The organism is Paenibacillus artemisiicola (assembly GCF_017652985.1).
Lineage (GTDB): Bacteria > Bacillota > Bacilli > Paenibacillales > Paenibacillaceae > Paenibacillus_Z > Paenibacillus_Z artemisiicola.
In genome coordinates this window covers 1-20,375 of the sequence record NZ_JAGGDJ010000052.1, presented here as the reverse complement: position 1 = coordinate 20,375, position 20,375 = coordinate 1, and the positions used below count along the sequence as shown (strand labels likewise).

The window sequence follows — 20,375 nt, the reverse complement described above, 5'->3', positions numbered from 1 at the left end:
CGCGCTATTCCTTTCCGGACGTTCCGGCTTGCTCCAGCCTGGCCAGCAGCAGCGCGCGGGTCTCTTCGCCGTCGACCAGCCGCGTCTTGCGGACGTAAGCCGCCAGCCGCCTGACCCGCTTCTCCGCGTCCGCGGGCCGGGCGGCCCCGTCCGTCCAGGCCTGCGGCAGCTTGCCGGTGTCCAAGATTTCTTCCAGCAGCCGGTGCTTCCGCCCGATCAGGCGATTGACCGCGAAGCGGACGAACGCCGCCGTGCCGAGCAGGAAGCCGATCAACGCCGCGACGTAGAGCAGGATCGCGCCGAGGAGGGGGCTCATAATTCGAGCGCTCCCTGCAGCGTCAATTCGTCGGCGAGGTGGCAGGCGACGAAATGATCCTCGCCGACTCTTCGCCATTCCGGCTTCTGAAGCCTGCACGTCTCCTGCGCGTACGGACAGCGCGGGTGAAAATAACAGCCCGACGGCGGCTTCGCGGGATTGGCGACCTCGCCCTGCAGCACGATCCGCTCGGACTTCCGGCGCGGATCCGGCACCGGCTTGGCGGACAGCAACGCCTCCGTATACGGATGGCGCGGCCGCCGGAACAGCTCCGCGGTCCGACCCGTCTCCACCATCCGCCCGACGTACATGACGCCGACCCGGTCGGAGATATGCTGAATGACGCCCAAGTCGTGCGAGATGAACAAGTAGCTAAGGTCGAGCTGCCGCTGCAAATCCTGCAGCAGGTTCAAGATCTGGGCTTGCACGGACACGTCCAGCGCGCTGACCGCCTCGTCGCAGACGACGAACCGCGGATTCGTCGCGAGCGCGCGGGCGATGCCGATCCGCTGGCGCTGGCCGCCGCTGAACGCGTGCGGATACCGGTCCATGTGGCGGCTGTTCAGCCCGACCAGCTCGATGAGCTGGCGGACCCGGCTCCGCAGCTCTTCGCCGTGCGCGAGCCCGTTGCAGATCAGCGGCTCCGCCACGATGTTGTACACGGTCATCCGGGGATTGAGGGACGAATAGGGATCCTGGAAGATCAGCTGGATGTCCCGGCGGAGCTTGCGCATACGTTTGTTGTCCAGACTGTTGAGGTCGCTGACGCGGCCTTCCCGGTCCTTGAACAGCGTCGCCCCTTCCGTCGGCTCGATGGCCCGCAGCACGCAGCGGCCGAGCGTCGTCTTGCCGCAGCCGGATTCGCCGACGAGCCCGAACGTCTCGCCTTCGCGGATATAGAAGCTCACGTCGTCGACCGCCTTGACGTAGCCTTCCGTCCGCTGGAGAAAGCCTTTCCGGATCGGAAAATATTTTTTCAACGATTGGACGTTCAAAATGACGTCGCCTTGCCCGGCCCCCATGTTGGCCCGGCCTCCGAGATCGGCCTCGCGCACGCTCATTGTCCCGCACCTCCTCCGGTCTTATCGTCTTCGGCGAACAGACAGCGCACGTAATGATTGTCCTTCACCTTGATCAGCGGAATGTCCGCGACGTTGCACGCCCCCGCCTGCGCCTTCGGGCAGCGGGAGTAGAACCCGCAGCCCGCCGGAAGGTTCATCGGGTACGGCACCGAGCCTTCGATCGATTCGAGCCGCGCGTTCCGGTGCGCGACGGACGGAATCGAATGCAGCAGCGCCTTCGTGTACGGATGGCGCGGGCCGTAGAACAGCGTATCGACGTCCGTGTATTCGACGACTTTGCCGAGATACATGACCGCCACCTCGTCGGACATTTCCGCGATGACGCCGAGATCGTGCGTGATGAAGACGACCGACGTGCCGAGCTTCTCCTTCAGCCGGTTGATCAGCATCAGCACCTGGGCCTGCACGGTCACGTCCAGCGCCGTCGTCGGTTCGTCCGCGATCAGGATCTTCGGGTGCGAGGCGAGCGCCATGGCGATCATCGCGCGCTGGCGCATGCCGCCGGACAGCTGATGGGGATATTCGTCCAGCCGCTGCTTCGGGTTCGACATGCCGACGCTGGCGAGCGTCTCGAGCGCGATCTCCCGCGCCTCCTTCTTGTCGTTCGTCCGGTGCAGCAGGATGGCCTCCATGATCTGGTTGCCGATGGTGTGGATCGGCGAGAACGCCTTCATCGGCTCTTGGAAAATCATCGCGATCTCCCCGCCCCGGACGCTCCGGATCTCCTTGCCGTCCCCGTCCAGCTTCGCCAGATCGACGACCTCCGCCTTCGCCTCGCCGCCCCCGCGCTTAAGCAGAATTTCCCCCTCCACGCGGCCCGGCTTCGGCACGATCCGCAGCAGCGCCTGCGACGTCACGCTCTTGCCGCAGCCGCTCTCTCCGACGATGCCCAGCGTTTTGCCCTTGCGGATGAGCAGGTCCACGCCGTCAACGGATTTGAGCCTGCCTTCGTCCAAATGGAAATGCACCTTCAGGCCGGTCGCCTGCAAAATGACGTCGTCGTCCTCGATCGAGCCGGCCAGCGGCCGGTTCGGCAGCTCGATGCTCATCGCACGGCCTCCTTATTTGTAGGGATCGGCCGCGTCGCGGAGCCCGTCTCCCAAGAAATTGAACATCAACACGGTCACGACGATCAGCGCCGCCGGCCAGAGCAGCCAAGGATGGTGGGCCAGCGTCTCGAGATTTTGCGAATCCTGCAGCAGCACGCCCCAGCTGACGACCGGCGGGGCCAGGCCGATCCCGAGGAAGCTGAGCGCCGTCTCGCCGAGAATCGTCGCCGGGATGGACAGCGTCACCGTCACGATCGTGTAGCTGGCGAACGACGGCAGCAGATGCTTGCGGATGATCCGCAGATCGCTCGCGCCGGCGAGCCGCGCCGCCATCGTGAAGTCCTCTTCGCGCAGCGACAGAATCTTGCCCCGCACGACGCGCGCCAGCCCCGTCCAGCCGATGATCGAGAAGATGATGACCATGCCGAAGTAGATTTCCAGCGCCGACCAGTCGCGCGGCAGCGCGGCGGACATCGCCATCCACAGCGGAATCGTCGGAATGCAGATCAGCAGGTCGATCGTCCGCTGCACGATCGTATCGGTCACGCCCCCGAGATAGCCCGACAGGCCGCCGAGCAGCAGTCCGAGGATCAGCGTCAGCACGATGCCCAGCACCCCGAAGGAAAGCGAGATCCGGCCGCCGTAGATCATCCGGGACAGCAGGTCGCGTCCGAGATCGTCCGTCCCGGCGAGAAACAGCGGGGCGCGGACGTCCTTCGTCCCGAAGAGGTGGATGTCCGTCTTGAACAGCCCCCACATCGTATATTCCCGTCCCTTGACGAAGAAGTGGAGGTAATACTTCTTGGACGTATCGGGCTGGAACGTCCGGAGGAACGTCTCCTGGTTGACGCTCATTTTCATGTCGTAGACGAACGGACGCAGGCTGAAGCCGGATTCCTTGCTGTAGAAATGGATCGCCTGCGGAGGCGCGTTCTTATAGGCGGTGTACCGGTCGAGCGGCAGATGCGGCGACAGGAATTCGCAGAACAGCGCGGACAGGTAGAACAGGACGAGCACGACGGCCGCGGCCATGGCGATGCGGTGCTTCTTGAATTTCCACCACATCAGCTTCCACTGGGAAGCGACCTCGTACGCCTCGTCCGGCTCGGCCGTCTTCGGGACCTTGCCGAGGCGGAACCATCGTTTCTTCTCCGCTTTCGTCGGTACGGCGGTATTCAATCGGCAACCCCTCCAAACCGGATGCGCGGATCGAGCCACGCGAGCAGAATGTCGGATATCAGCGTGCCGACGACGGTCAGCACGCTCACGATCAGCAGGAAGCTGCCCGCGAGGTACATATCCTGGAACATGAGCGCCCGCAGCAGCACGGGCCCGGTCGTCGGCAGATTCATGACGATGGACACGATCGCTTCGCCGGAGATGAGCGCGGGCAGCGTCCACCCGATGGTGCTGATGAGCGGATTGATCGCCATGCGGACCGGATACTTGAACAGCAGCTTCTTGCTCTCGACCCCTTTGGCGCGGGCGGTGATGACGTATTGCTTCGAAAGCTCGTCGAGCAGCATGCCCCGCATGACGCGGATCAGGCCGGCCGTGCCGGACATGCCGATGATCACGACGGGCAGCACCAGCCGCGGAAGCATATCCATCACCTTCGCCATGCTCCACGGCGCGTCCACGTATTCCGGCGAGAACAGGCCGCTTAGCGAGACGCCCGTCGTGGCGAACACGAAGTACAACACGACCAGCGCGATCAGGAAGCCGGGAACGGCGAGCCCGATGAAGCCGATGAACGTGAACACGTAATCGAGAATCGAATACTGCCGCACGGCGGAGTAGATGCCGATCGGAATCGCGACGATCCAGACGAAGATCAGCGAGACGACCGAAATGACCATCGTCAGCATCAGCCGGCCGCCGAGCACCTCGGATACCGGCTGGTTCCATTGAAAGGAACGGCCCAGGTCGCCGTTCACGACGATGTTCTTGATCCAGATGAGGTATTGGACGATGAACGGCTGATCCAGCCCGTACTGCCGCTGCAAATTCAGGATCGTGCCGGCGTCGACCTTCGTGCCGGACAGCTCCAGCTGCTGGATGTACGTGGACAGAAAATCGCCGGGCGGCAGCTGGATGATGAAGAACACGATGATGCTGATCGCGATCAGCAGCGGGATCAGCTGCAGCACCCGGTAGCCGATGTAATGGAGCATGCGCTCCCTCCTCTCGGGAATGGCTCAAACGGCAGCGCCCAGGCGGCAAAGACGCTGCCGTTGCTCCTGGGCGATGCCGAGCCTGGGCTTACTTGCCGAAGAACAGCTGCTCGCCGGCGTAATCGGTCGCGACCGCAAGCGCGTTCTCGTTGCCGACGTTGCGCAGCTTCGCGTTCACGATGAGCGGCTGCTTGACGTTCTGAAGCGGTACGATGAAGTAGAATTTGTCGCCGAGCGCTTTTTTGATCTCATTGTCGACGATCGCCTTGGCGTCCTTCGGATTGGCGACGTTCGCCCTTGCCAGGCTCTGGTAGAACGCCGCGACGTCGTCCGGCGGCTTGACGCCTTTCTTGCCTCCGGAGGTATTGTACAGGTTCCAGGCCGGCCCCCAGATGCCCTGACCCCAATCGCCGTAATACCACATCGGGTCGGCCGCCCAGATGATGGTCGCCTTCAGCTCGTTCGCCTCGTTGCGCTTGCCCCACAGCGTCCCGTCGATCTTCTTCATCGTGACGTCGAGGCCGAGCTGCTTCCACATCTCGACGACGAGCTCGGTCATCGGCACGATGTCGGGCGCCTGCGCGCCGACTTCGAGCGGAATCGTGAACTTCTTGCCGTCCGGTCCGGCCCGGAAGCCGTCGGAGCCCTTCTTCATCCCCATCTCGTCGAGCAGCTTGTTGGCTTCGTCCACGTTGTACGTGGAATCCTGCCAGCTGTTCTTCTCCGCGAACCCGTAATAGATGGAGTCGATGATCTCGTCGCGGTCGAGCGCGAGGCTGAGCGCCTTGCGGAACCGCACGTCGTTCACGACCTGCGACCAGTTCTTGTCGCTGCTGCTGAGATTCAGGAAGATGTCCGTCGGCGACACGTGAAGATTGCTGAGCAGCGCCTTGAAGCCCTTGCTCTCGTTCTCGCGGTACAGCGGCATCTTGACCAGGGACGCCGATTCGCGGGAGAAGTCGACCTCGCCGGCGATCGTCTTCAGCGTGACCATCTCGATGTCCTGAACGAGCGTGCTTTGGATTTTATCGATGTACGGGAGCTGGTTGCCCGCGGAGTCGACCTTGAAATAATACGGGTTGCGCTCGAAGGTCGCCGTCGTGTTCGTCTTCTTCGTCATCATCCACGGATAGAGCACCGGGAAGCCGATGGCTCTGGGCTTCGTGAGATCCCAGTTCGTGACGTCCACGTCATTGAAGAGATTCACCCACTCGCCCTTCTTGAATCCGGCCTTCTTGATCTCCGGCTCCAGCTTGGCGAGCTCCGTATACTTGGTGTGGTAGTTCTTCAGAAAATGCGCCGGCTTCAGCAGGTCGGTGTACCCGCGCCAGCCCTGGACCGCCAGGCTGAGCAGCAAACCGCCGTACGGCTGGTCGAAGCTGAGCTTGAAGGTGTACTCGTCGATCAGCTCGAACGCGAACGGCTTGCCGTTCGGATCGCCGCCCGCGTTCAGCCAAGCGGGGAAGATCGGCGTCAGCTCCTTGTTGAACAGCACGTCCTCGACGGCGAACCGGACGTCCTCGGTCGTCACCGGCTGGCCGTCCGACCACTTCAGTCCCTTGCGCATATGGAACGTGAAGGTCTTCTCGTCGTCGCTCATCTCGTAGCTCTTCAAGACGTTGCCCGTGACCTCTTCGCCGAGCAGGCCCGGCGTGTTCAGCAGCGCCTCGTCGTTCATGATGAAGACGTCCGCGTCCCAGTCGACGACCGACGTCACCGTGCGAAGGGTGCCGCCGTACGTGCCGACCTCGTACTTCAGCAGGCTGCTGGGCATTTCGTTCGTAATCTTGTAGTCCTCGGGCAGGCGGTCCTTCAACGCGACCGCGAAGCTGTCCAGCGCCGGCGACTGCTTGAAGTCGGTCAGCTTGACGTCTTCCGCCGGCGCGGCGCCTTCGTCCGCCGGCGCCGCGGCATCGGCGTCGTTCTCCGGCTTCGCGTTGTCGGCCTTCGCGTTCGTGCCGCCGGCGTTGCCGGCGGCGTCGCCTTCCTTGGCCGTATCGTTAATGGCTCCGATTTCGGCGCCTCCGCCGCCTCCGCTGTCGCACGCGCTCAAGGCGGCGGACAGAATCAGCGCGACCGCGCACAATAGCGCGAGCGATCTGTGCTTCTTTTTTCTCATAGGCATCCTCCGACCGTTAATTTTTGGCTGACCTACCGGCTTTTCCATTCGTCATGGCAATCGCTTGCATCCGTGATGACGGACGACCGTTCCGCGTATATATATAGGTTTGCGCATAGTTGCGGAGCGACCGGGGGAAACCGAACGAAACGACGAACCCTCCCCTTTTTCGGACGCGCCTCCCCGGCGCGTTCCCGTAATGGTCTCCTGAGGCGTTGTTCCATCGCAAGAATGATTGCGCTTTCATCATACTAACGCGCCCCCCGCTTGTATTTAGAAAAAAAGAAGGTTTATTTGCGTTTTTCCCAGATTTCGTTACGTTCGACAGAATAAGGTCCGATTCGACTTCGCGATATGGAAAAATCGCAAAACTGCCTGGCATTCTGCTAAATACATCCGGGCGAAAGCTTAGTATGCTGGAATCGAGAGTACGGCCAAATTCAAACCTGTGAGGTGCAGAGCGCATGCTGACGCAAAGCCAGATCGAAGAATTCGACCGCAGCGGATTTCTTAAAGGGGATATCGTGCTTGACGAGGACGAGGTGGAGCGGCTACGCCGGGAGCTGGACGACGTCATGGAAGGCAGGACGGTCAAGAAGCCGGTCTTGAACCATAACATGCTGGGCGGGGGCACGCTGTACGACAACATGAAAATGACCGTGAACGAACGGGTCGTCCAGATCGTCAATATATGGATGGCCAGCGACGCCTTCCTCCGGCATGCGGCCAACCCCCGCATCTGCGAAGAAGTCGCGCAGCTCTGCCGGACCGGCGAGCTCCGCGTGTGGCATGACCAGATCCAATACAAACCGCCCCTGTCCGGAGGCCCGACGGGCTGGCACCAGGACCACCCGCTGTGGCCGATCATCCAGCCGGCCGATCTCGTCAGCGCTTGGGTGGCGCTCGACGACGCGGTCATCGAGAACGGCTGCATGTGGATGGTGCCGGGCAGCCATAAATGGGGCAACCACCAGAAGCATCTTGCGAGCGACAAGGCGTTCAAGCCTTATCATAAGCAGCCGGATCTGCTGCCGCCGGGCGCGGTCGTCGAAGCCGTCCCGTTCGAAATCAAAAAAGGCCAGGTCGGGTATCACCACAGCCTGACCTGGCACGGCAGCCCGCACAACCGGTCCGAGCTGAAGCGCCGCGCGATCACGGTCCACTACATGCCCGGCCATATCCGCTACGAGCCGCGCGCCGAGCATCCGATGCACGATTACGTGCGGGTGAAGCCGGGCGAGCTGCTGACCGGCGACGACTTCCCGCTCGTGTATACCGCGCCCGCCCGGGAATCGGCCGGCTAAGCCCGCGAGAAGAGCCCGCCATTCAAATGGCGGGCTCTTCCGTTCGTCGGAGGCGCAGCCGAGCGAGGGCCGCGGCTCCGTACGGGCATAAAAAAAACCGCGCCATGCGCGGTCGGCAGGCCGTTCGGTCCTGCCTCGGCGTGCGCCAAGGCGGCGAGAACGGCGGCTATCGGCGGTCGTTTGGCTGCGGCCGGGCTGCCGTTTGGCTGCCGTTTGGCTGCCGTTTGGCTGCGGCTGGCTGCCGTTTGGCTGCGGCAGGCCGCCGTTTGGCTGCCGCTAAACGGGTCGCTGCGCTTCCGCCGCCTCCGCCTCCCGGCGCTGCTGGACCTGGTCCGCGACGCGGTCGAGCCGGCGCAGATGGTAGGCGTATTCCAGCATCGTCGACGCGACGAAGACGAGCCGCTTGTATTCCTCGGGACTCCGGTGCAAATAATCGCTCAGCTGCGCGATTAGCCGGCCTTCCCGCTCCTCCTCCGGCTCGATGGCGGCGTTCGCCTTCATCTTGCCTTCGAGCTTGAGCAGCAGATGCTCGTGGTACTTCGACAGCTCCTCGATCTGTTGGTCGAACCGCTGCGCCCACGCCTCCGACCCCGAGACGGCGAAGTAATGCTCCTCCACCGCTTCCAGCAGGTCCACGCCTTTGTGCAGCGCCTTGATCAAGTGCCTGGACAGAATCAGCTGCCGCGCGTTCGCCTGCTTGCGGTTCGGCATCAGCGGCCGCTCCTCCTCGAACAGCCGGTGCGCCTCGTCGAGCTTGCGCAGCTTGCCCTGCAGCTTCTCCTTCTCGTCGCGGTGGACGCTCTCCTTCATCTCGTTCGAGATCGCCATGCGCAGCAGCAGCGACAGTTGGTCGTGCGCGTCGTGCACCTGCGCGATGAACTGCTTGCGCGGCCGCGGCGGGAGCACGAGGATGTTCACCACGAACGCCGCGGCCATCCCCGTCAGCACCATGAGCAGCCGCTCGACCGCGAACTGCCAGCCCGCCTGGTTGTTGGCCTCCATGACGGCCACCACCGTAACGAGCGTCAGGCCCACGGTGCTTTCCATCCGCAGCCGGATGCAGACGAGAATGACGATGATGCACACCATGCCGAGGGCGATCGGCGTCTGCCCGAACAGCCGGACCGCGGCCAGCGCGAGCAGGGCGCCGAGCACGTTCGTCTGCACCTGCTCCACCACCTGCTGCCAGGAACGCGAGATCGACGGCTGGATCGTGAAGATCGCGGCGACCGCGGAAATGATCGGCGACGGGAAGCCCAGCAGCGTGCTGACGTACACGGCCAGCGCCACGGCCAGGCCGGTCTTGACGACGCGCGCTCCGATCGTCATGCGTCATCGCTCCTTGCCGGGGCGGCGCCCGCCGCCCGCGCCGCTTGCGCCCCGTCCCGCAGCAGGACGGACGTCTCCGCGACGGCCGCACCGTTCACGAGCAGCGCCAGCCGGTGCGGCCCCGCGTAATGCTTGCGCGTCGACAGGTCCTTCCAGTCGATCCGCTTCGCGCCTTGGATGCCCGCGCCGGGCATCGCGCGCTTATCGCCGAGCAGGAAGCGCTTCTCCGATACTTTGCCGCCGGACTTCACGTAGCCGACGCCGAGCTCCAGCCGCAGCCGGACCGGCCCCGCTCCCTCGTCCTTCAGCCGCAGCGCGTACTGCAGCTCCGTGCTGCCCCCGAGCTCCGCTTCGGGATGCGCCGCCACGAGCTCGGCGGCCGCGACCAAGTCCGCGGCGGCCGTTCCCTCGTAGCCGAACAGCGCCAGCGCCTCCGGATCGGCGGCGCCGACGAGCGAGCGGCAGCCCCGCCGGACGATCCAGTCGGTCAGCGGATTCCGGCCCATCCAACGCGCGGCGATCGCCTTGACGACGTCCGGATGATCCTTGGCGATGTCGTTCAGGTTGTTCGCCACGCTCTTGCGCACGTACAGGGACGGATCGGCCTTCAATTGCTCCAGAATCGGCAGGATCGGCGACGGGTCGCGCTTGAACGGAGGCAGCGCCTGCGCCCACGGCAGGCGGGGCCGGCAGCCTTCGCTGGCCAGCCGGCGGACGTGCTCGTTGCCGTGGCGGGACCACTCCGCCATCCGCACCATCGTCCGTTCGGGCTCCCGCAGGATGAACGGCCGGATCGCGAATTCCGCCGAGGATTGGACGGTGAAGCGCTCCAGCGCGGCCATCGACCGCTCCCAGTCGTCCAGGCCGTACGTTTCGACGAAATCGGGAAAAAACAAATAAGGAAAGCCGCCGCACCGGTCGCAGACGGACAGCAGCACGTCAAGCGCTTCCGGATAATTCGGGGGCAGCGTCTCCCCGAGCGACGTCGTAATCCGCCGCATGCGGCCCTTCAGCTCCAGCTCCTCCCAGCCCGCGGCGGTCGCGCGCCGGACGAAGTCCTCCCCGGGGAAGGCCGGCCAAGCGGACGACACGATCGCCGCGAACTGCCGGAGAAACGGCAGATCATACATCGCTTTCAACGGTTCGGGCATGTTCTTCTCTCGCCTCCTTCCGCTATTATAGACGATCCGCGGGCGAAGATAAAAAAGCGCGCGGTCCCTTTCCTCCCTATACGCCGTTTACGCGCCTTCCGCCCCACCGGTCTTTCGTTTCCATCCGCGCCGAAGCCGTTCGCCGCCGCGTCCGCCGCGCGCGAAAACGGCCGGCTTCCGCCGCCATTGGCAGCGAAAACCGGCCGCCGGATCCGGCGAACGGAACGACTTATGGCGGACTAAGACGCGCTTTCGTTGTCTTCGCGGTACCGGTGCAGCGAAATGACCTTGCCCCGGCCCGACTCTTCGGCGCCCGGCGGCGCCTGGTACGGCAGCAGGATGTCGAACGTCGTGCCTTCCCCGACGCGGCTGTTGACCACGACGCTCCCCTGGTGGTTGTCCACGATCTTGTACGTCACCATAAGGCCGAGGCCCGTGCCCTTCTCCTTCGTCGTATAGAACGGCTGCCCGATCTTCGCCAGTTGGTCCTCCGCGATGCCGGGTCCCCGGTCCGCGATCCGCACGACGATGCGCCCGCCCGCGTCGCGCATGCAGGCGACGTCGATGCTTCCGCCGTCCAGCATGACCTCGATCGCGTTTTTGATCACGTTGATGAACACCTGCTTGAGCTGGTTTTCCACGCCGTGCACCCAGAGCGGCTCGTCGCCGAGATTCGCCTCGATCACGATGTCGTGCAGGATCGCCTGCGCCTCCAGCAAGGTAATCGTATCCGCGATCAGCACGCGGATGTCCTGATGCGACAGGTCGTAGATCTGCGGCTTGGACAGCATAAGCAGCTCGCTGACGATCGACTCGATGCGGGTCAGCTCCGATTTCATGATGTCGTAGTAGTTCTTGCTGCTCCGGCCGGAGGCGATCAGCTGCAGGAAGCCCTTGAGCGACGTCAGCGGATTGCGGATCTCGTGGGCGATGCCCGCGGCGAGCTGCCCGGCGACGTACAGCTTCTCGGAATTGATCAGCAGCTCCTCGTTCTTCTTCCGCTCCGAGATGTCCCGGATGATCACCTGCGTGACCGGCTGGCCCGACAGCTTCGTGACCGATTCGATGACCTCCGTATGCAGCGTCCCGCCCTGCGCGGTGAACCAGTCCATCTCGATCGGCGACTGCCGCTCCTTCGGCCGCGGCGTCTGCAGCAGATGCCGCATCGGCGCGTGGAACTTCGGCTGCAGGTGCAGGTAGATGCTGCGGCCGATCAGGTCGCGTCCGCTCTCGGCCTCGAACATGCGCATGCCGGAGCGGTTGATGTATTCCCAATGCTCGTCGCGGATGACGGCGATCATGTCGATGGAATTCTCGACGAGCAGCTTGTAGCGCTCGTTGATGGACGTGTACCGGCGGTCCACGTAGCGCGCGACCAGGCTGAACGCGAAGATGACGAGCGTCGCGAGGCCGAGCACGATGGACAGCAGCTGCATGTAATCGTTGAGCCGGTCGGCGGTCAGGACGTAGCCGGCGTCGACGCTCGTGACCGTGCCGAGCCCGAACAGCTCCATGACCATGTCCGTCAGGCCGAGCAGCAGGCCGGGCACCAGCGGCGAACCGGCTTTGCGGTCGAACAGGTAGAGCGAGCCGGCCGTGCCGACGAAGCCGAACAGGAACGTGAACAGCACGAAGCTCGGATCGACGCGGAACGCTTCCGCCTGGTTGCCGAGCAGCGCGGTGTACAGCACGAGATTCGCGCCGAGCGCCATGAGCAGGCTGCCGCCGAACAGCCGGACGGCGTACGACGCCCGGGAGCCCAGCAGCCGGAACGAGCCGTACGTGCAGGCCATGATGCCGAACAGCTTGACCGCGCTCGTCCAGTCGATGGCGATCATCGAGTCGGACGTCAGCAGGATGATGAAATGGCTGACCCACAGGCCGAGCGCGTAGACGAGCGCGCCGCTCAGCAGCCAGTACGGATGCATGGCCCGCACCCGCTTGAGCTGGCCGATCATGCTATAAATGGTCATCGACGCGAATAAATGGATCGCCAGCGCGAGCAGGAGCATCATCCATTTATCGCCAATCCAAGGTTCCATCATGACGTTTCTCCAATAGTCCGAAGTAGTGGTTACGTCCTCCATTTCGACAGATTTCCAGAAAAACCTTTTTTTCGCGACACGCTTTTGCGACCGGGTCCCGGAACCGGGAATTCGGGCTTGATGCGGCCGCGCCGTCCGCTATAATAAGACAAGTGGAAGGAGTGGAATCATGATCAAAAAAGTATTGAAAGAGTTCAAGGAATTCGCCGTCCGCGGCAACGTGCTCGATCTCGCGGTCGGGGTCATCATCGGCGGCGCCTTCGGCAAGATCGTCACCTCGCTGGTGAACGACATCATCATGCCGCCGATCAGCCGGCTGCTCGGCAGCGTCAACCTGGTCGACCAATTCATTCAAATATCGAAGCTGGACAAGCATCCGACGACGCTCGCCGATGCGCAGAAGGAATCGGTTACGGTCATCGCCTACGGCAATTTCCTTAACGTCATACTCGACTTCGCGATCGTCGCCTTCTGTATCTTCATGATCGTCAAGGGCGCGAACGCGCTGCGCCGCCTAGGCCAGCCCGACCCGGCCGCTCCGGCCGAGCCGACGGACAAGAACTGCCCGTACTGCCTGTCCAAGATCCCGATCAAGGCGACGCGCTGCTCGCACTGCACGTCCCATCTCGAGGTCGAGCCCGAGCTTGAAGGAGGCTTGTCCTGACGATGGACATGGAACGGGATGCGCGGGCCCCGCGCGGCGAAGCCGGTCCGGCCGGCGAAGAGGAACGGTTCGATATCTACGACGAGCACGGCCTCCATCTCGGCACCGCGCTGCGCGGCGAGGTGCATGCCCGCGGCCTCTGGCACCGGTCCATCCACTGCTGGCTGGCGCGGCGCGACGGCGACCGGAAGCTCGTCCTGTTCCAGCAGCGGTCGGCGGGCAAGGACACGTTCCCCGGCCTGTTCGACATTACGGCGGCGGGCCATCTGTCCGCCGGCGAGACGATGCGGGACGCGGCGCGGGAGATCGAGGAGGAGCTCGGCGCCGCCATTCCGTTCGAAGCGCTGATCCCGCTCGGCGAAGCCCGCAAGGAAGCGGCCGGCACCGCGAAGGGCCTCGCCTTCGTCGACCGCGAGATCAGCGGCGTGTACGGCTTCGTCTACGGGGAGCCGCTCTCCGCGCTCACGCTGCAGCGCGAGGAGGTAGCCGGCGTCTACGAGGCGGAGCTGGAGGCCATGATCGCGCTGTTCGAGAACCGGACGGACCGGGTGCGCGCGTCCGGCTTTCGTCTCGGCGCGGACGGCGCGCCGGAGGACGCGGAGACGGACGTCGAAGCCGCGAGCTTCGTGCCGCGGCCGGCCGCCTATTACAGCGGCGTGTTCCGCGACCTGCTGCTCCGTCTGTGAGCGGCAGGCATGCCAAGAAGGACCGCGAGCATTCGCGGTCCTTTTTGCGCTGCGCGGACGGCGGCCGCGCCGGGACTAGCGCCGGTTCCGCTTGCGGGCCGCGCCGGATGACGGTTTGCCCGCTGCCCGGGCGATTCCGGCCGCGCGCTCCCAATTGCGGTACCACTGATCGATCATGCCGTGGATGTTATAGAACATCGTCGTCCGCGGCGCCTCGTCGAAGTCGTTGAGCGCGGGCTCGCCGAAGAGGCGGGCGGACTCCTGATGAATGCACCCGTGCAGGTTCGACGCCTCGAGGAAGATGCCCAGCTGGTCCGCCGACGCGAACGACTGCGGATTGTTCAGCACGCGGGCCTCCGCCGCGCGGTTGTAGCAGGCCGTGTTGCGGATCGCTTCCGGGACGCTCTGCCAGCCTGCGATCGCCCGCGGGTCGTAGCCCGTCGTGCCGTACCATTGGTAGACCTTATTAATGAACTGGCGGTGGAAATTGAGGAAGCTCTGTCCGTAGCCCGGGGGAAGCTGCGAGAAGTCGTCGTAATGGTTCGCATGATGCCAGCGCATATGCTCTTCGAGCAGCGACTGCGGGAAATTCGGAATGAACGGCATACCTGTCCCCTCCCTTTGCAAGCGTTCTGGTCATCAGCATATGCCGGGGGCCCGGCATCGGTTCGCCCCTCCCGCGCCGGTTTCGCAATTGCCCCTGCCGTGTATTAAGACAAGAGCGGCACGCATTCCAGCAGGAAGGGAGTACGATCGACATGCAAGGCAACGACGTGATCTTGGAGAAGGAAGCGCGGCAATTCGCGGAGAAGACGGCGAATCCGCCGTTCCTGTACGAGCTCGGCCCGGAGAAGGGCCGCAAGCAGGTGGACGAGGTGCAGACGAGCCCGGCCGACAAGCCGGACGTGCGGATGGAGAAGCGGCTCGTGCCGAACGGTTCGGGCGGCAGCGTGCCGGTGACGATCCTGAAGCCGAAGGGGGCCGAAGGCACGCTGCCGGTCGTCGTCTACGTTCACGGCGCGGGCTGGGTGTTCGGCAACGCGCACACGCACGACCGGCTGATCCGCGAGCTGGCGGACGGCTCGCGGTCGGTCGTCGTCTTCCCCGAATACGGCCTCTCGCCCGAGCATAAATACCCGTCCGCGATCGAGGAAATCTACGCGGTGCTCCGGTGGACCGCCGAGCATGCGGACGAGCTCGGGGCCGATCCGGACCGGCTCGCCGTCGCCGGCGACAGCGTCGGCGGCAACATGACCGCGGCCGTGACGCTGATGGCCAAGGAGCGCGGCGGCCCGAAGATCGCCAAGCAGCTGCTGTTCTATCCCGTCACGGACGCGGCGTTCGATACGCCGTCCTACGAGCGGTTCGCGAAAGGATATTTTCTCAGCCGCGAAGGGATGCAGTGGTTCTGGGACCAATACACGACCGACCCGGAGCAGCGGGCGCAGATCACGGCGTCGCCGCTGCGGGCGACGGTCGAGCAGCTGAAGGGCCTGCCCCCTGCGCTCGTCATCACGGGCGAAGCCGACGTGCTGCGCGACGAGGGCGAAGCGTACGCCGCGAAGCTCCGGGAGGCCGGCGTGCGCGTGACGGCGGTCCGCTTCCAGGGCATCATCCACGACTTCGTCATGCTGAACGAGCTGGCCGGCACCGCCGCGGCGCGCGGCGCGCTCCTGCTCGCCAACGCATGGCTGCAGGCGCCGGAGGCTTGACCGGACGGCGAGGCGGCGAGGCGGCAAGGGAAGCGCATACGACGAAAGGCCGTTCCGGCGCCGGTTGGCGGGAACGGCCTCTTCGCGCTGCGCGCCAAAATGCCCCGGGAAGCATCCATGCGGACCTTCCCGGGACATGCCGGCCTTGCGGGAGAATCGAGAAGAGAATTAGAATACGTTGCGGCAGTTGCCTTGGGAGACGCAGATGTCGAACGTGATGCGGACGTCGCAGCAGTTGCCGAACGTGCACGCGATGCGGACGCAGGCAAAGCGGCCTTGGTGGAAGAAACAGACGACTTGGCAGTTCGCGCCGATGAGTTCTTCGACGATCTTGCGGTTTCTGCAGCGGATGGCGCGGACGAGCTTGGCGGCGACGACCGGGTTTTTCAGCTGGCAGAACAGATCGCTCAGATCGGCTCCGGCCTCTTGGATGCCTTCGACGGCGCCGTCGCGGCGGTCGCAGCAGCTGTGGTGGCCCATGCTGACGCCGCCCACCATTTCGTTGGACACCTTCGCTTTACGGGTGGACTTCGACTTCGTGCGGACGGCCTTGACGTTCTTCACTTTAAACTTCGCGGACATTGTAATTCCTCCTTCTCGAGAGCTAATTTACTCTATGTGAAGGGGGACATCCTTGAATAAGACAAGATGCCAATGCCAAGCGCACAAGCTGCAGCGCAGGAAATTCGCGGGGGCGCGCGCCTGGCCCGGCAACCGTCCCGCCGCCGGAGCGGCCGGAAACCGCGGCATCCGGGCGGGCGCGGAACGCCGCCGTCCCGCGCGATCCCCGCGAAATGCTGCCGGAGGCCGCGCGTACCGCCAAACGAAAAGCCGCCCGCGGAAGACCCGCGGGCGGCCGGACGGCCGGGCATTCAGCCGATTATAACGATTAGGACAGGCCTTTGTAATAGGCCGACAGCGGGCCAAGCAGCGCCATGTACCCGTGCTCGAACAGCCGCGCGTACCGGGCGTGGCGCCCGGGGTCCGGCTCGTACCGCCGGCTTGCCGGCCGGCGCGCCGCGGCCGCCGCTTCCCGGAACGAGCCGTAGACGCCCGAACCGACGCCGGCGGCCAGCGCCGCGCCGAGCAGCGTCGCCTCGGCGGCGCCCGGCACCGTCAGGGCGATGCCCGACACGTCGGCTTTGATCTGCAGCCAAACGCCGTTCTTCGCGCCTCCGCCGACAACGTTCATCCCGCGGATCGGGCTTCCCCCGACCCGCTCCGCCTCGCGGCGCATGAATTCCAGCTGGTAGGCGTTGCCCTCCAACGCCGCCTTGAGCAGCTCCGCCCGGCCGTGCTTCGCCGTCAAGCCGACGAACGCGGCCTTGGCCGCCGGCTCGATTCGCGGCGCCCCGCTGCCGGCGAGGTAAGGAAAGTAGAGGATGCCCGTCGGCCCGGGCGCCGTCCCTTCCAGCAGCTCCATGATCGCCGCGTACGGGAGGCCGCCGTCCCCGATGACGTCGCGAAGCCATTCCACGGAGCCTCCCGAGGTCGAATGGCCGCCCATCCAGAACATCCGGTCCGGGAACGCGTGGCGCCCGAACGACAGCCCGGAGGCGTAGTCGGCGTCGTCCAGCGCGCGGGCGGGAATCGAGCCGACCAGCGTTTCCGCGGTGCCCATGGAATTGTAGACGCCGTCCCCGCCCGCCGAGCAGACGAGCGAGGCGGCGACGTGATCGTGGCCCGCGAGGCAGACGGCCGCGCCCCCGTCCAGCCCGAGCCCCGGCGCGACGTCCGGCAGGACCGTGCCGACGGCGCTGCCGGGCGGCACGACGCGGGGGAAGCGCTCCGGCCCGAAGCCGAAATGGCGAATGAACGGCTCGTTCCACTCGCGGCGGTCGATCCGGTACGCGAACGTCCGGGCCGCGAGCGTCTCGTCCTCGGCGATCGCGCCCGTCAGGCGGTAGGCGAGGTACGCGGAGACCGACAGCCAGACCCCGCTCCCGTCGAACGCCTCCGGACAATGGTCCCGCATCCAGAGCAGCTTCGGCAGGCCGTATTTGAACGACGCGTGCAGGCCGGTCTGGCGGAAATGCGCCTTCGCGTCGATCTCCCCTCTCACCCGCTCCGCCTGCGCGAGCGAGCAGGTCTCGAACCATGGCAAAATCGGCGTCCGCGCCCGGCCGCTCCGGGGATCCAGCAGCAGCCCGCTCTCCGCCATGCTCGTGAGGCCGATCGTCCGCACGCGGGGCGAGCCGGCGGCCGCCGTCACGTCGCGGATCAGACCGGCGGCCGCTTCCCACAGCCGCTCGGGGTCGTAAGCGACCGTCCCGGCGGGACCCGCCGCCTTGGCGTTGGGCCGCTCCGCCTGCGCGACGGACGAGCCGTCCTCGCGGAACAGCCCCGCTTTCAGATTCGTGGTGCCGACGTCGATGGCCAGCAGCATGCCGCTTCCCTCCCCTGATCGCAAGCGAACCGGCTTTCGCATCCGAAGCCGGCTCGTCCCGCATATTGTCGCAAACGCCGGCAGCGGCCGTGCCGGCCGGCGTGAATGTGCCTGCTTGAATGTCCTGCTCGGTAAAGTCTCAACGCAAAATCCGCGCGCTGTCCGTCTCGACGTCCAGCCGAAGGTCATACGGCCGCGGCGTCAAGCCGCCCCCGGCCTCGGCCTCGGCCAGCCACGCCGTCCAGCGCGCCGGCTCCGCCGGATACGTCCGTCCGCTCAGCCGGCGAAGCAGCAGCAGCGCTTGGCGGGCCAGCAGCGAGCGCGCGTCGGACAGATAGCCGATCAGCACCTCGTAGCCTTCCCGGCTGCCGCACGCGGCCAGCGCGCGGCCGATCGCCAGCTCCAGCATCGCCCGGCGCTCCGGGAAGTAATCCGGCTGGTACCCGTGCCGGGATTGCTGATCCCGCAGCAGCGGCACGCGGCGAATCGCCGCAAGCGCCGGAATCGCGCCCGGGTCGCCGAGCCGCTCCGCGCCCTGGCAGACGGCGTCGACGTAATAATAGAGCCCCAACAGCGAGTCTTTGAAATCGTCCTCGGCCGGATCGAGCAGCGCCGCGACCCGGTTCCAGGCTTCGATGCTCCGCGCGTCCTTCGCCTGCGCAAGCGAATAGAGCAGGTAGGCCGCGTCGGGCATCGCGCCGTGATCCGGCGGCAGCTGCACGTACATGATGTCCGCCGTCCGCCTCGGCAGCGTGCCGCCGGATAAGTCGCGCAGCACCGCCTCGAGCAGCGCCGGCACGCCGGCGTTCGAGCCGATCATGGCCAGCGCCTGCGCCAGATGGATCCGCCGCAGGCCGTTCGCGCGCGAGAGCGCCCGCTCCAGGAACGGCACGATCCGCGGGCCGGCCGAGACGATCTCGACGAACGGAATCGGGTCCGTCCGGACCTCGTTCATCCGCATGTTGGAATAGTCGTAGAGCGGCTGCTCGGCTTCGATGGAAGCGACGAGCCGTTCGAGCTCCGCGTCGTCGCAGGCGCGCGGGCGGAGCGTCCGGTCGGCGGTGCCGGCCGGCAGCAGCCCTTCGGCCTCCAAGCGAAGCTGCAGCGGCCGCAGGTCGATGCCGCGCGGCTGTACGCCCGCGCGGACCGCCTGCACGGCGGCGAGGGCGGCCGCCGCGCCGAGGTTCTCGAGATCCGCCTGCATGCGGATCGCCGGCAGCGCGTCGTGCGTCGCCGAGACGGCCTTGCCCGCGACGAGCAGGCCGTCTAGCCCCTCGGGCAGCAGCATGCGGTACGGAATCTCGATGTCCAGGTTCGGCGGGATCAGGCCGATATTGACCCAATCCGCCCCGCTGACGCCCTTCACGTCGTGATTGCTGAAGTGGACGTTGATCGCGTCCGGCCAGCGCCGGTGCAGCAGCTGGTCCGACAGCTTCATCACGACGTCGCCTTTGACGTGCCGGCTCTCGCGCGTCGCGACGTACGTGCCGTGGTCGTGGACGTCGGCCGCGCCGCGCCGGCGGCCCGCCAGAATGGCGCGCGTGTAATCGAGCGCGTTCGAGACGTCGACCATGCTCGTGAAATTGTTTTGAATCTTGTCCGGCGCGGCATACTGCGCGAGCGAATACCACATGACCGTATGGTCCCGCTCCGAGCCGTACACATAGCCCGCGCCGGCGAACGCCGCGAGGTCGCCGTCGCCGGTCGCGTCGACGGACGCCCGCGCCGCGATGGCGGCCGGTCCCCAGCGGGTCGCGACGACCGCGCCGGCCAGGCGGCTGCCTTCCATGACGGCGCCGAACGCGATCGCGTTCAGGAACAGCAAGACGCCGCTGCCCGCCGATTCCTCCAGCAGCGCGTGCATCTTCGCTTCGATGTTCCACTTGTGGCCCTTGTAGCGCAGCTCCCGCTGCAGCGCCGCCACGGCGTCGTGAATGCGCGCGGCGTAGCCGGCCTTGCGGCCGAACCAATAGCTGTCCACGCCGCCGAACGTGCCCGTTCCGCCCAAGCCGGGATTAAGGTCGATCAGCGCGGTGCGCGCGCCTTCGCCGGCCGCCGTGAACGACGCGCAGGCGCCGCTCGACCCGCCGCCCGCGACGAGCACGTCGACGTCGGCGATGACGGGGACGTCCGAGGCGGGGACGTCCGCCATCGGGTAGAGCGTATCGCCGCTCCCGAGGGCCGGGATGCGGACGGTCCACGGCGCCGTTCCGGCAGCGGCCGAAGCCGCCGATTCCGTGCCGGAAAGCGCGTGCGCGGCGCCGAGCGCATCCTGCGCGTCCGCGCTGCCGCCGCCGGACTCGCCGGCCGAATCGCCCGGCCGCACATCGGCGCCGCCGCTGACCTCGCCCGGCCATG

At 65.7% G+C, this 20,375-nt stretch carries 17 protein-coding genes; 4 read left to right on the top strand and 13 right to left on the bottom strand.

What is annotated here, in order from left to right:
* Window positions 1–4 precede the first annotated feature (4 nt).
* From I8J29_RS29265 to I8J29_RS29240, 6 genes are all read right to left on the bottom strand, one after another.
* Window positions 5–316, bottom strand: a complete 312-nt coding sequence (locus I8J29_RS29265) for a hypothetical protein (RefSeq protein ID WP_208850858.1) — start codon at window positions 314–316, stop codon at window positions 5–7.
* Window positions 313–1,338 carry an ABC transporter ATP-binding protein gene (locus I8J29_RS29260; RefSeq protein ID WP_208850876.1) on the bottom strand — a complete coding sequence of 342 codons (1,026 nt, stop codon included), beginning with the start codon at window positions 1,336–1,338 and terminating at the stop codon, window positions 313–315. Before I8J29_RS29260 ends, I8J29_RS29265 begins: the two co-directional genes overlap by 4 nt.
* 35 nt (window positions 1,339–1,373) lie before the next feature.
* Complete coding sequence (locus I8J29_RS29255) at window positions 1,374–2,447, bottom strand: ABC transporter ATP-binding protein (RefSeq protein WP_208850857.1); 1,074 nt, start codon at window positions 2,445–2,447, stop codon at window positions 1,374–1,376.
* Window positions 2,448–2,459: 12 nt separating this feature from the next.
* Entirely contained in the window at window positions 2,460–3,626 is a 1,167-nt protein-coding gene (locus I8J29_RS29250) for an ABC transporter permease (protein ID WP_240546571.1), read from the bottom strand.
* Window positions 3,623–4,621: an ABC transporter permease gene (locus I8J29_RS29245; protein WP_208850856.1), complete on the bottom strand. Its 999-nt coding sequence runs from the start codon at window positions 4,619–4,621 to the stop codon at window positions 3,623–3,625. Before I8J29_RS29245 ends, I8J29_RS29250 begins: the two co-directional genes overlap by 4 nt.
* A gap of 88 nt (window positions 4,622–4,709) precedes the next feature.
* Complete coding sequence (locus tag I8J29_RS29240) at window positions 4,710–6,740, bottom strand: ABC transporter substrate-binding protein (RefSeq protein ID WP_208850855.1); 2,031 nt, start codon at window positions 6,738–6,740, stop codon at window positions 4,710–4,712.
* A 464-nt stretch (window positions 6,741–7,204) separates the two neighbouring features.
* Between I8J29_RS29240 and I8J29_RS29235 the strand changes: the two genes are divergently transcribed.
* Window positions 7,205–8,044, top strand: a complete 840-nt coding sequence (locus I8J29_RS29235; RefSeq protein ID WP_208850854.1) for a phytanoyl-CoA dioxygenase family protein — start codon at window positions 7,205–7,207, stop codon at window positions 8,042–8,044.
* 276 nt (window positions 8,045–8,320) lie between these two features.
* Here the strand turns inward: I8J29_RS29235 and I8J29_RS29230 are convergent, their stop codons facing one another.
* The 3 genes from I8J29_RS29230 to I8J29_RS29220 all read right to left on the bottom strand — a co-directional run bounded on the left by I8J29_RS29230 (window position 8,321) and on the right by I8J29_RS29220 (window position 12,569).
* The gene (locus I8J29_RS29230; RefSeq protein WP_208850853.1) at window positions 8,321–9,373 is read right to left on the bottom strand and encodes an FUSC family protein; all 1,053 of its coding nucleotides are present in this window, start codon (window positions 9,371–9,373) and stop codon (window positions 8,321–8,323) included.
* Window positions 9,370–10,524, bottom strand: coding sequence for a DNA alkylation repair protein (locus I8J29_RS29225; protein ID WP_208850852.1), 1,155 nt, complete (start codon window positions 10,522–10,524; stop codon window positions 9,370–9,372). The genes I8J29_RS29230 and I8J29_RS29225 overlap by 4 nt, the downstream gene beginning before the upstream one ends.
* 239 nt (window positions 10,525–10,763) lie before the next feature.
* Window positions 10,764–12,569, bottom strand: coding sequence for an ATP-binding protein (locus I8J29_RS29220; RefSeq protein ID WP_208850851.1), 1,806 nt, complete (start codon window positions 12,567–12,569; stop codon window positions 10,764–10,766).
* A 169-nt stretch (window positions 12,570–12,738) separates the two neighbouring features.
* On the opposite strand from I8J29_RS29220, the gene mscL reads away from it, so the two are divergent.
* Together mscL and I8J29_RS29210 are read left to right on the top strand one after the other, a co-directional pair.
* The gene (gene mscL / locus I8J29_RS29215) at window positions 12,739–13,233 is read left to right on the top strand and encodes a large conductance mechanosensitive channel protein MscL (RefSeq protein ID WP_208850850.1); all 495 of its coding nucleotides are present in this window, start codon (window positions 12,739–12,741) and stop codon (window positions 13,231–13,233) included.
* Between the two features lie 2 nt (window positions 13,234–13,235).
* Entirely contained in the window at window positions 13,236–13,919 is a 684-nt protein-coding gene (locus I8J29_RS29210) for an NUDIX hydrolase (protein ID WP_240546570.1), read from the top strand.
* Window positions 13,920–13,994: 75 nt separating this feature from the next.
* Here I8J29_RS29210 and I8J29_RS29205 read toward each other — a convergent pair whose 3' ends face one another.
* A complete protein-coding gene (locus I8J29_RS29205; RefSeq protein WP_208850849.1) occupies window positions 13,995–14,525 on the bottom strand; it encodes a hypothetical protein in 531 nt (176 codons plus the stop codon).
* 152 nt (window positions 14,526–14,677) lie between these two features.
* Between I8J29_RS29205 and I8J29_RS29200 the strand changes: the two genes are divergently transcribed.
* Complete coding sequence (locus I8J29_RS29200; protein ID WP_208850848.1) at window positions 14,678–15,631, top strand: alpha/beta hydrolase; 954 nt, start codon at window positions 14,678–14,680, stop codon at window positions 15,629–15,631.
* A gap of 168 nt (window positions 15,632–15,799) precedes the next feature.
* On the opposite strand, the gene I8J29_RS29195 is transcribed toward I8J29_RS29200, so the two are convergent.
* From I8J29_RS29195 to I8J29_RS29185, 3 genes are all read right to left on the bottom strand, one after another.
* Window positions 15,800–16,213 carry a hypothetical protein gene (locus I8J29_RS29195; RefSeq protein ID WP_208850847.1) on the bottom strand — a complete coding sequence of 138 codons (414 nt, stop codon included), beginning with the start codon at window positions 16,211–16,213 and terminating at the stop codon, window positions 15,800–15,802.
* A gap of 307 nt (window positions 16,214–16,520) precedes the next feature.
* Window positions 16,521–18,017 (bottom strand): FGGY-family carbohydrate kinase, encoded by a 1,497-nt coding sequence (locus I8J29_RS29190; protein ID WP_208850846.1) that lies wholly within the window; start codon window positions 18,015–18,017, stop codon window positions 16,521–16,523.
* A gap of 139 nt (window positions 18,018–18,156) precedes the next feature.
* The coding region (locus tag I8J29_RS29185; RefSeq protein WP_208850845.1) for an FAD-dependent oxidoreductase at window positions 18,157–20,375 on the bottom strand (2,219 nt) is incomplete at its 5' end.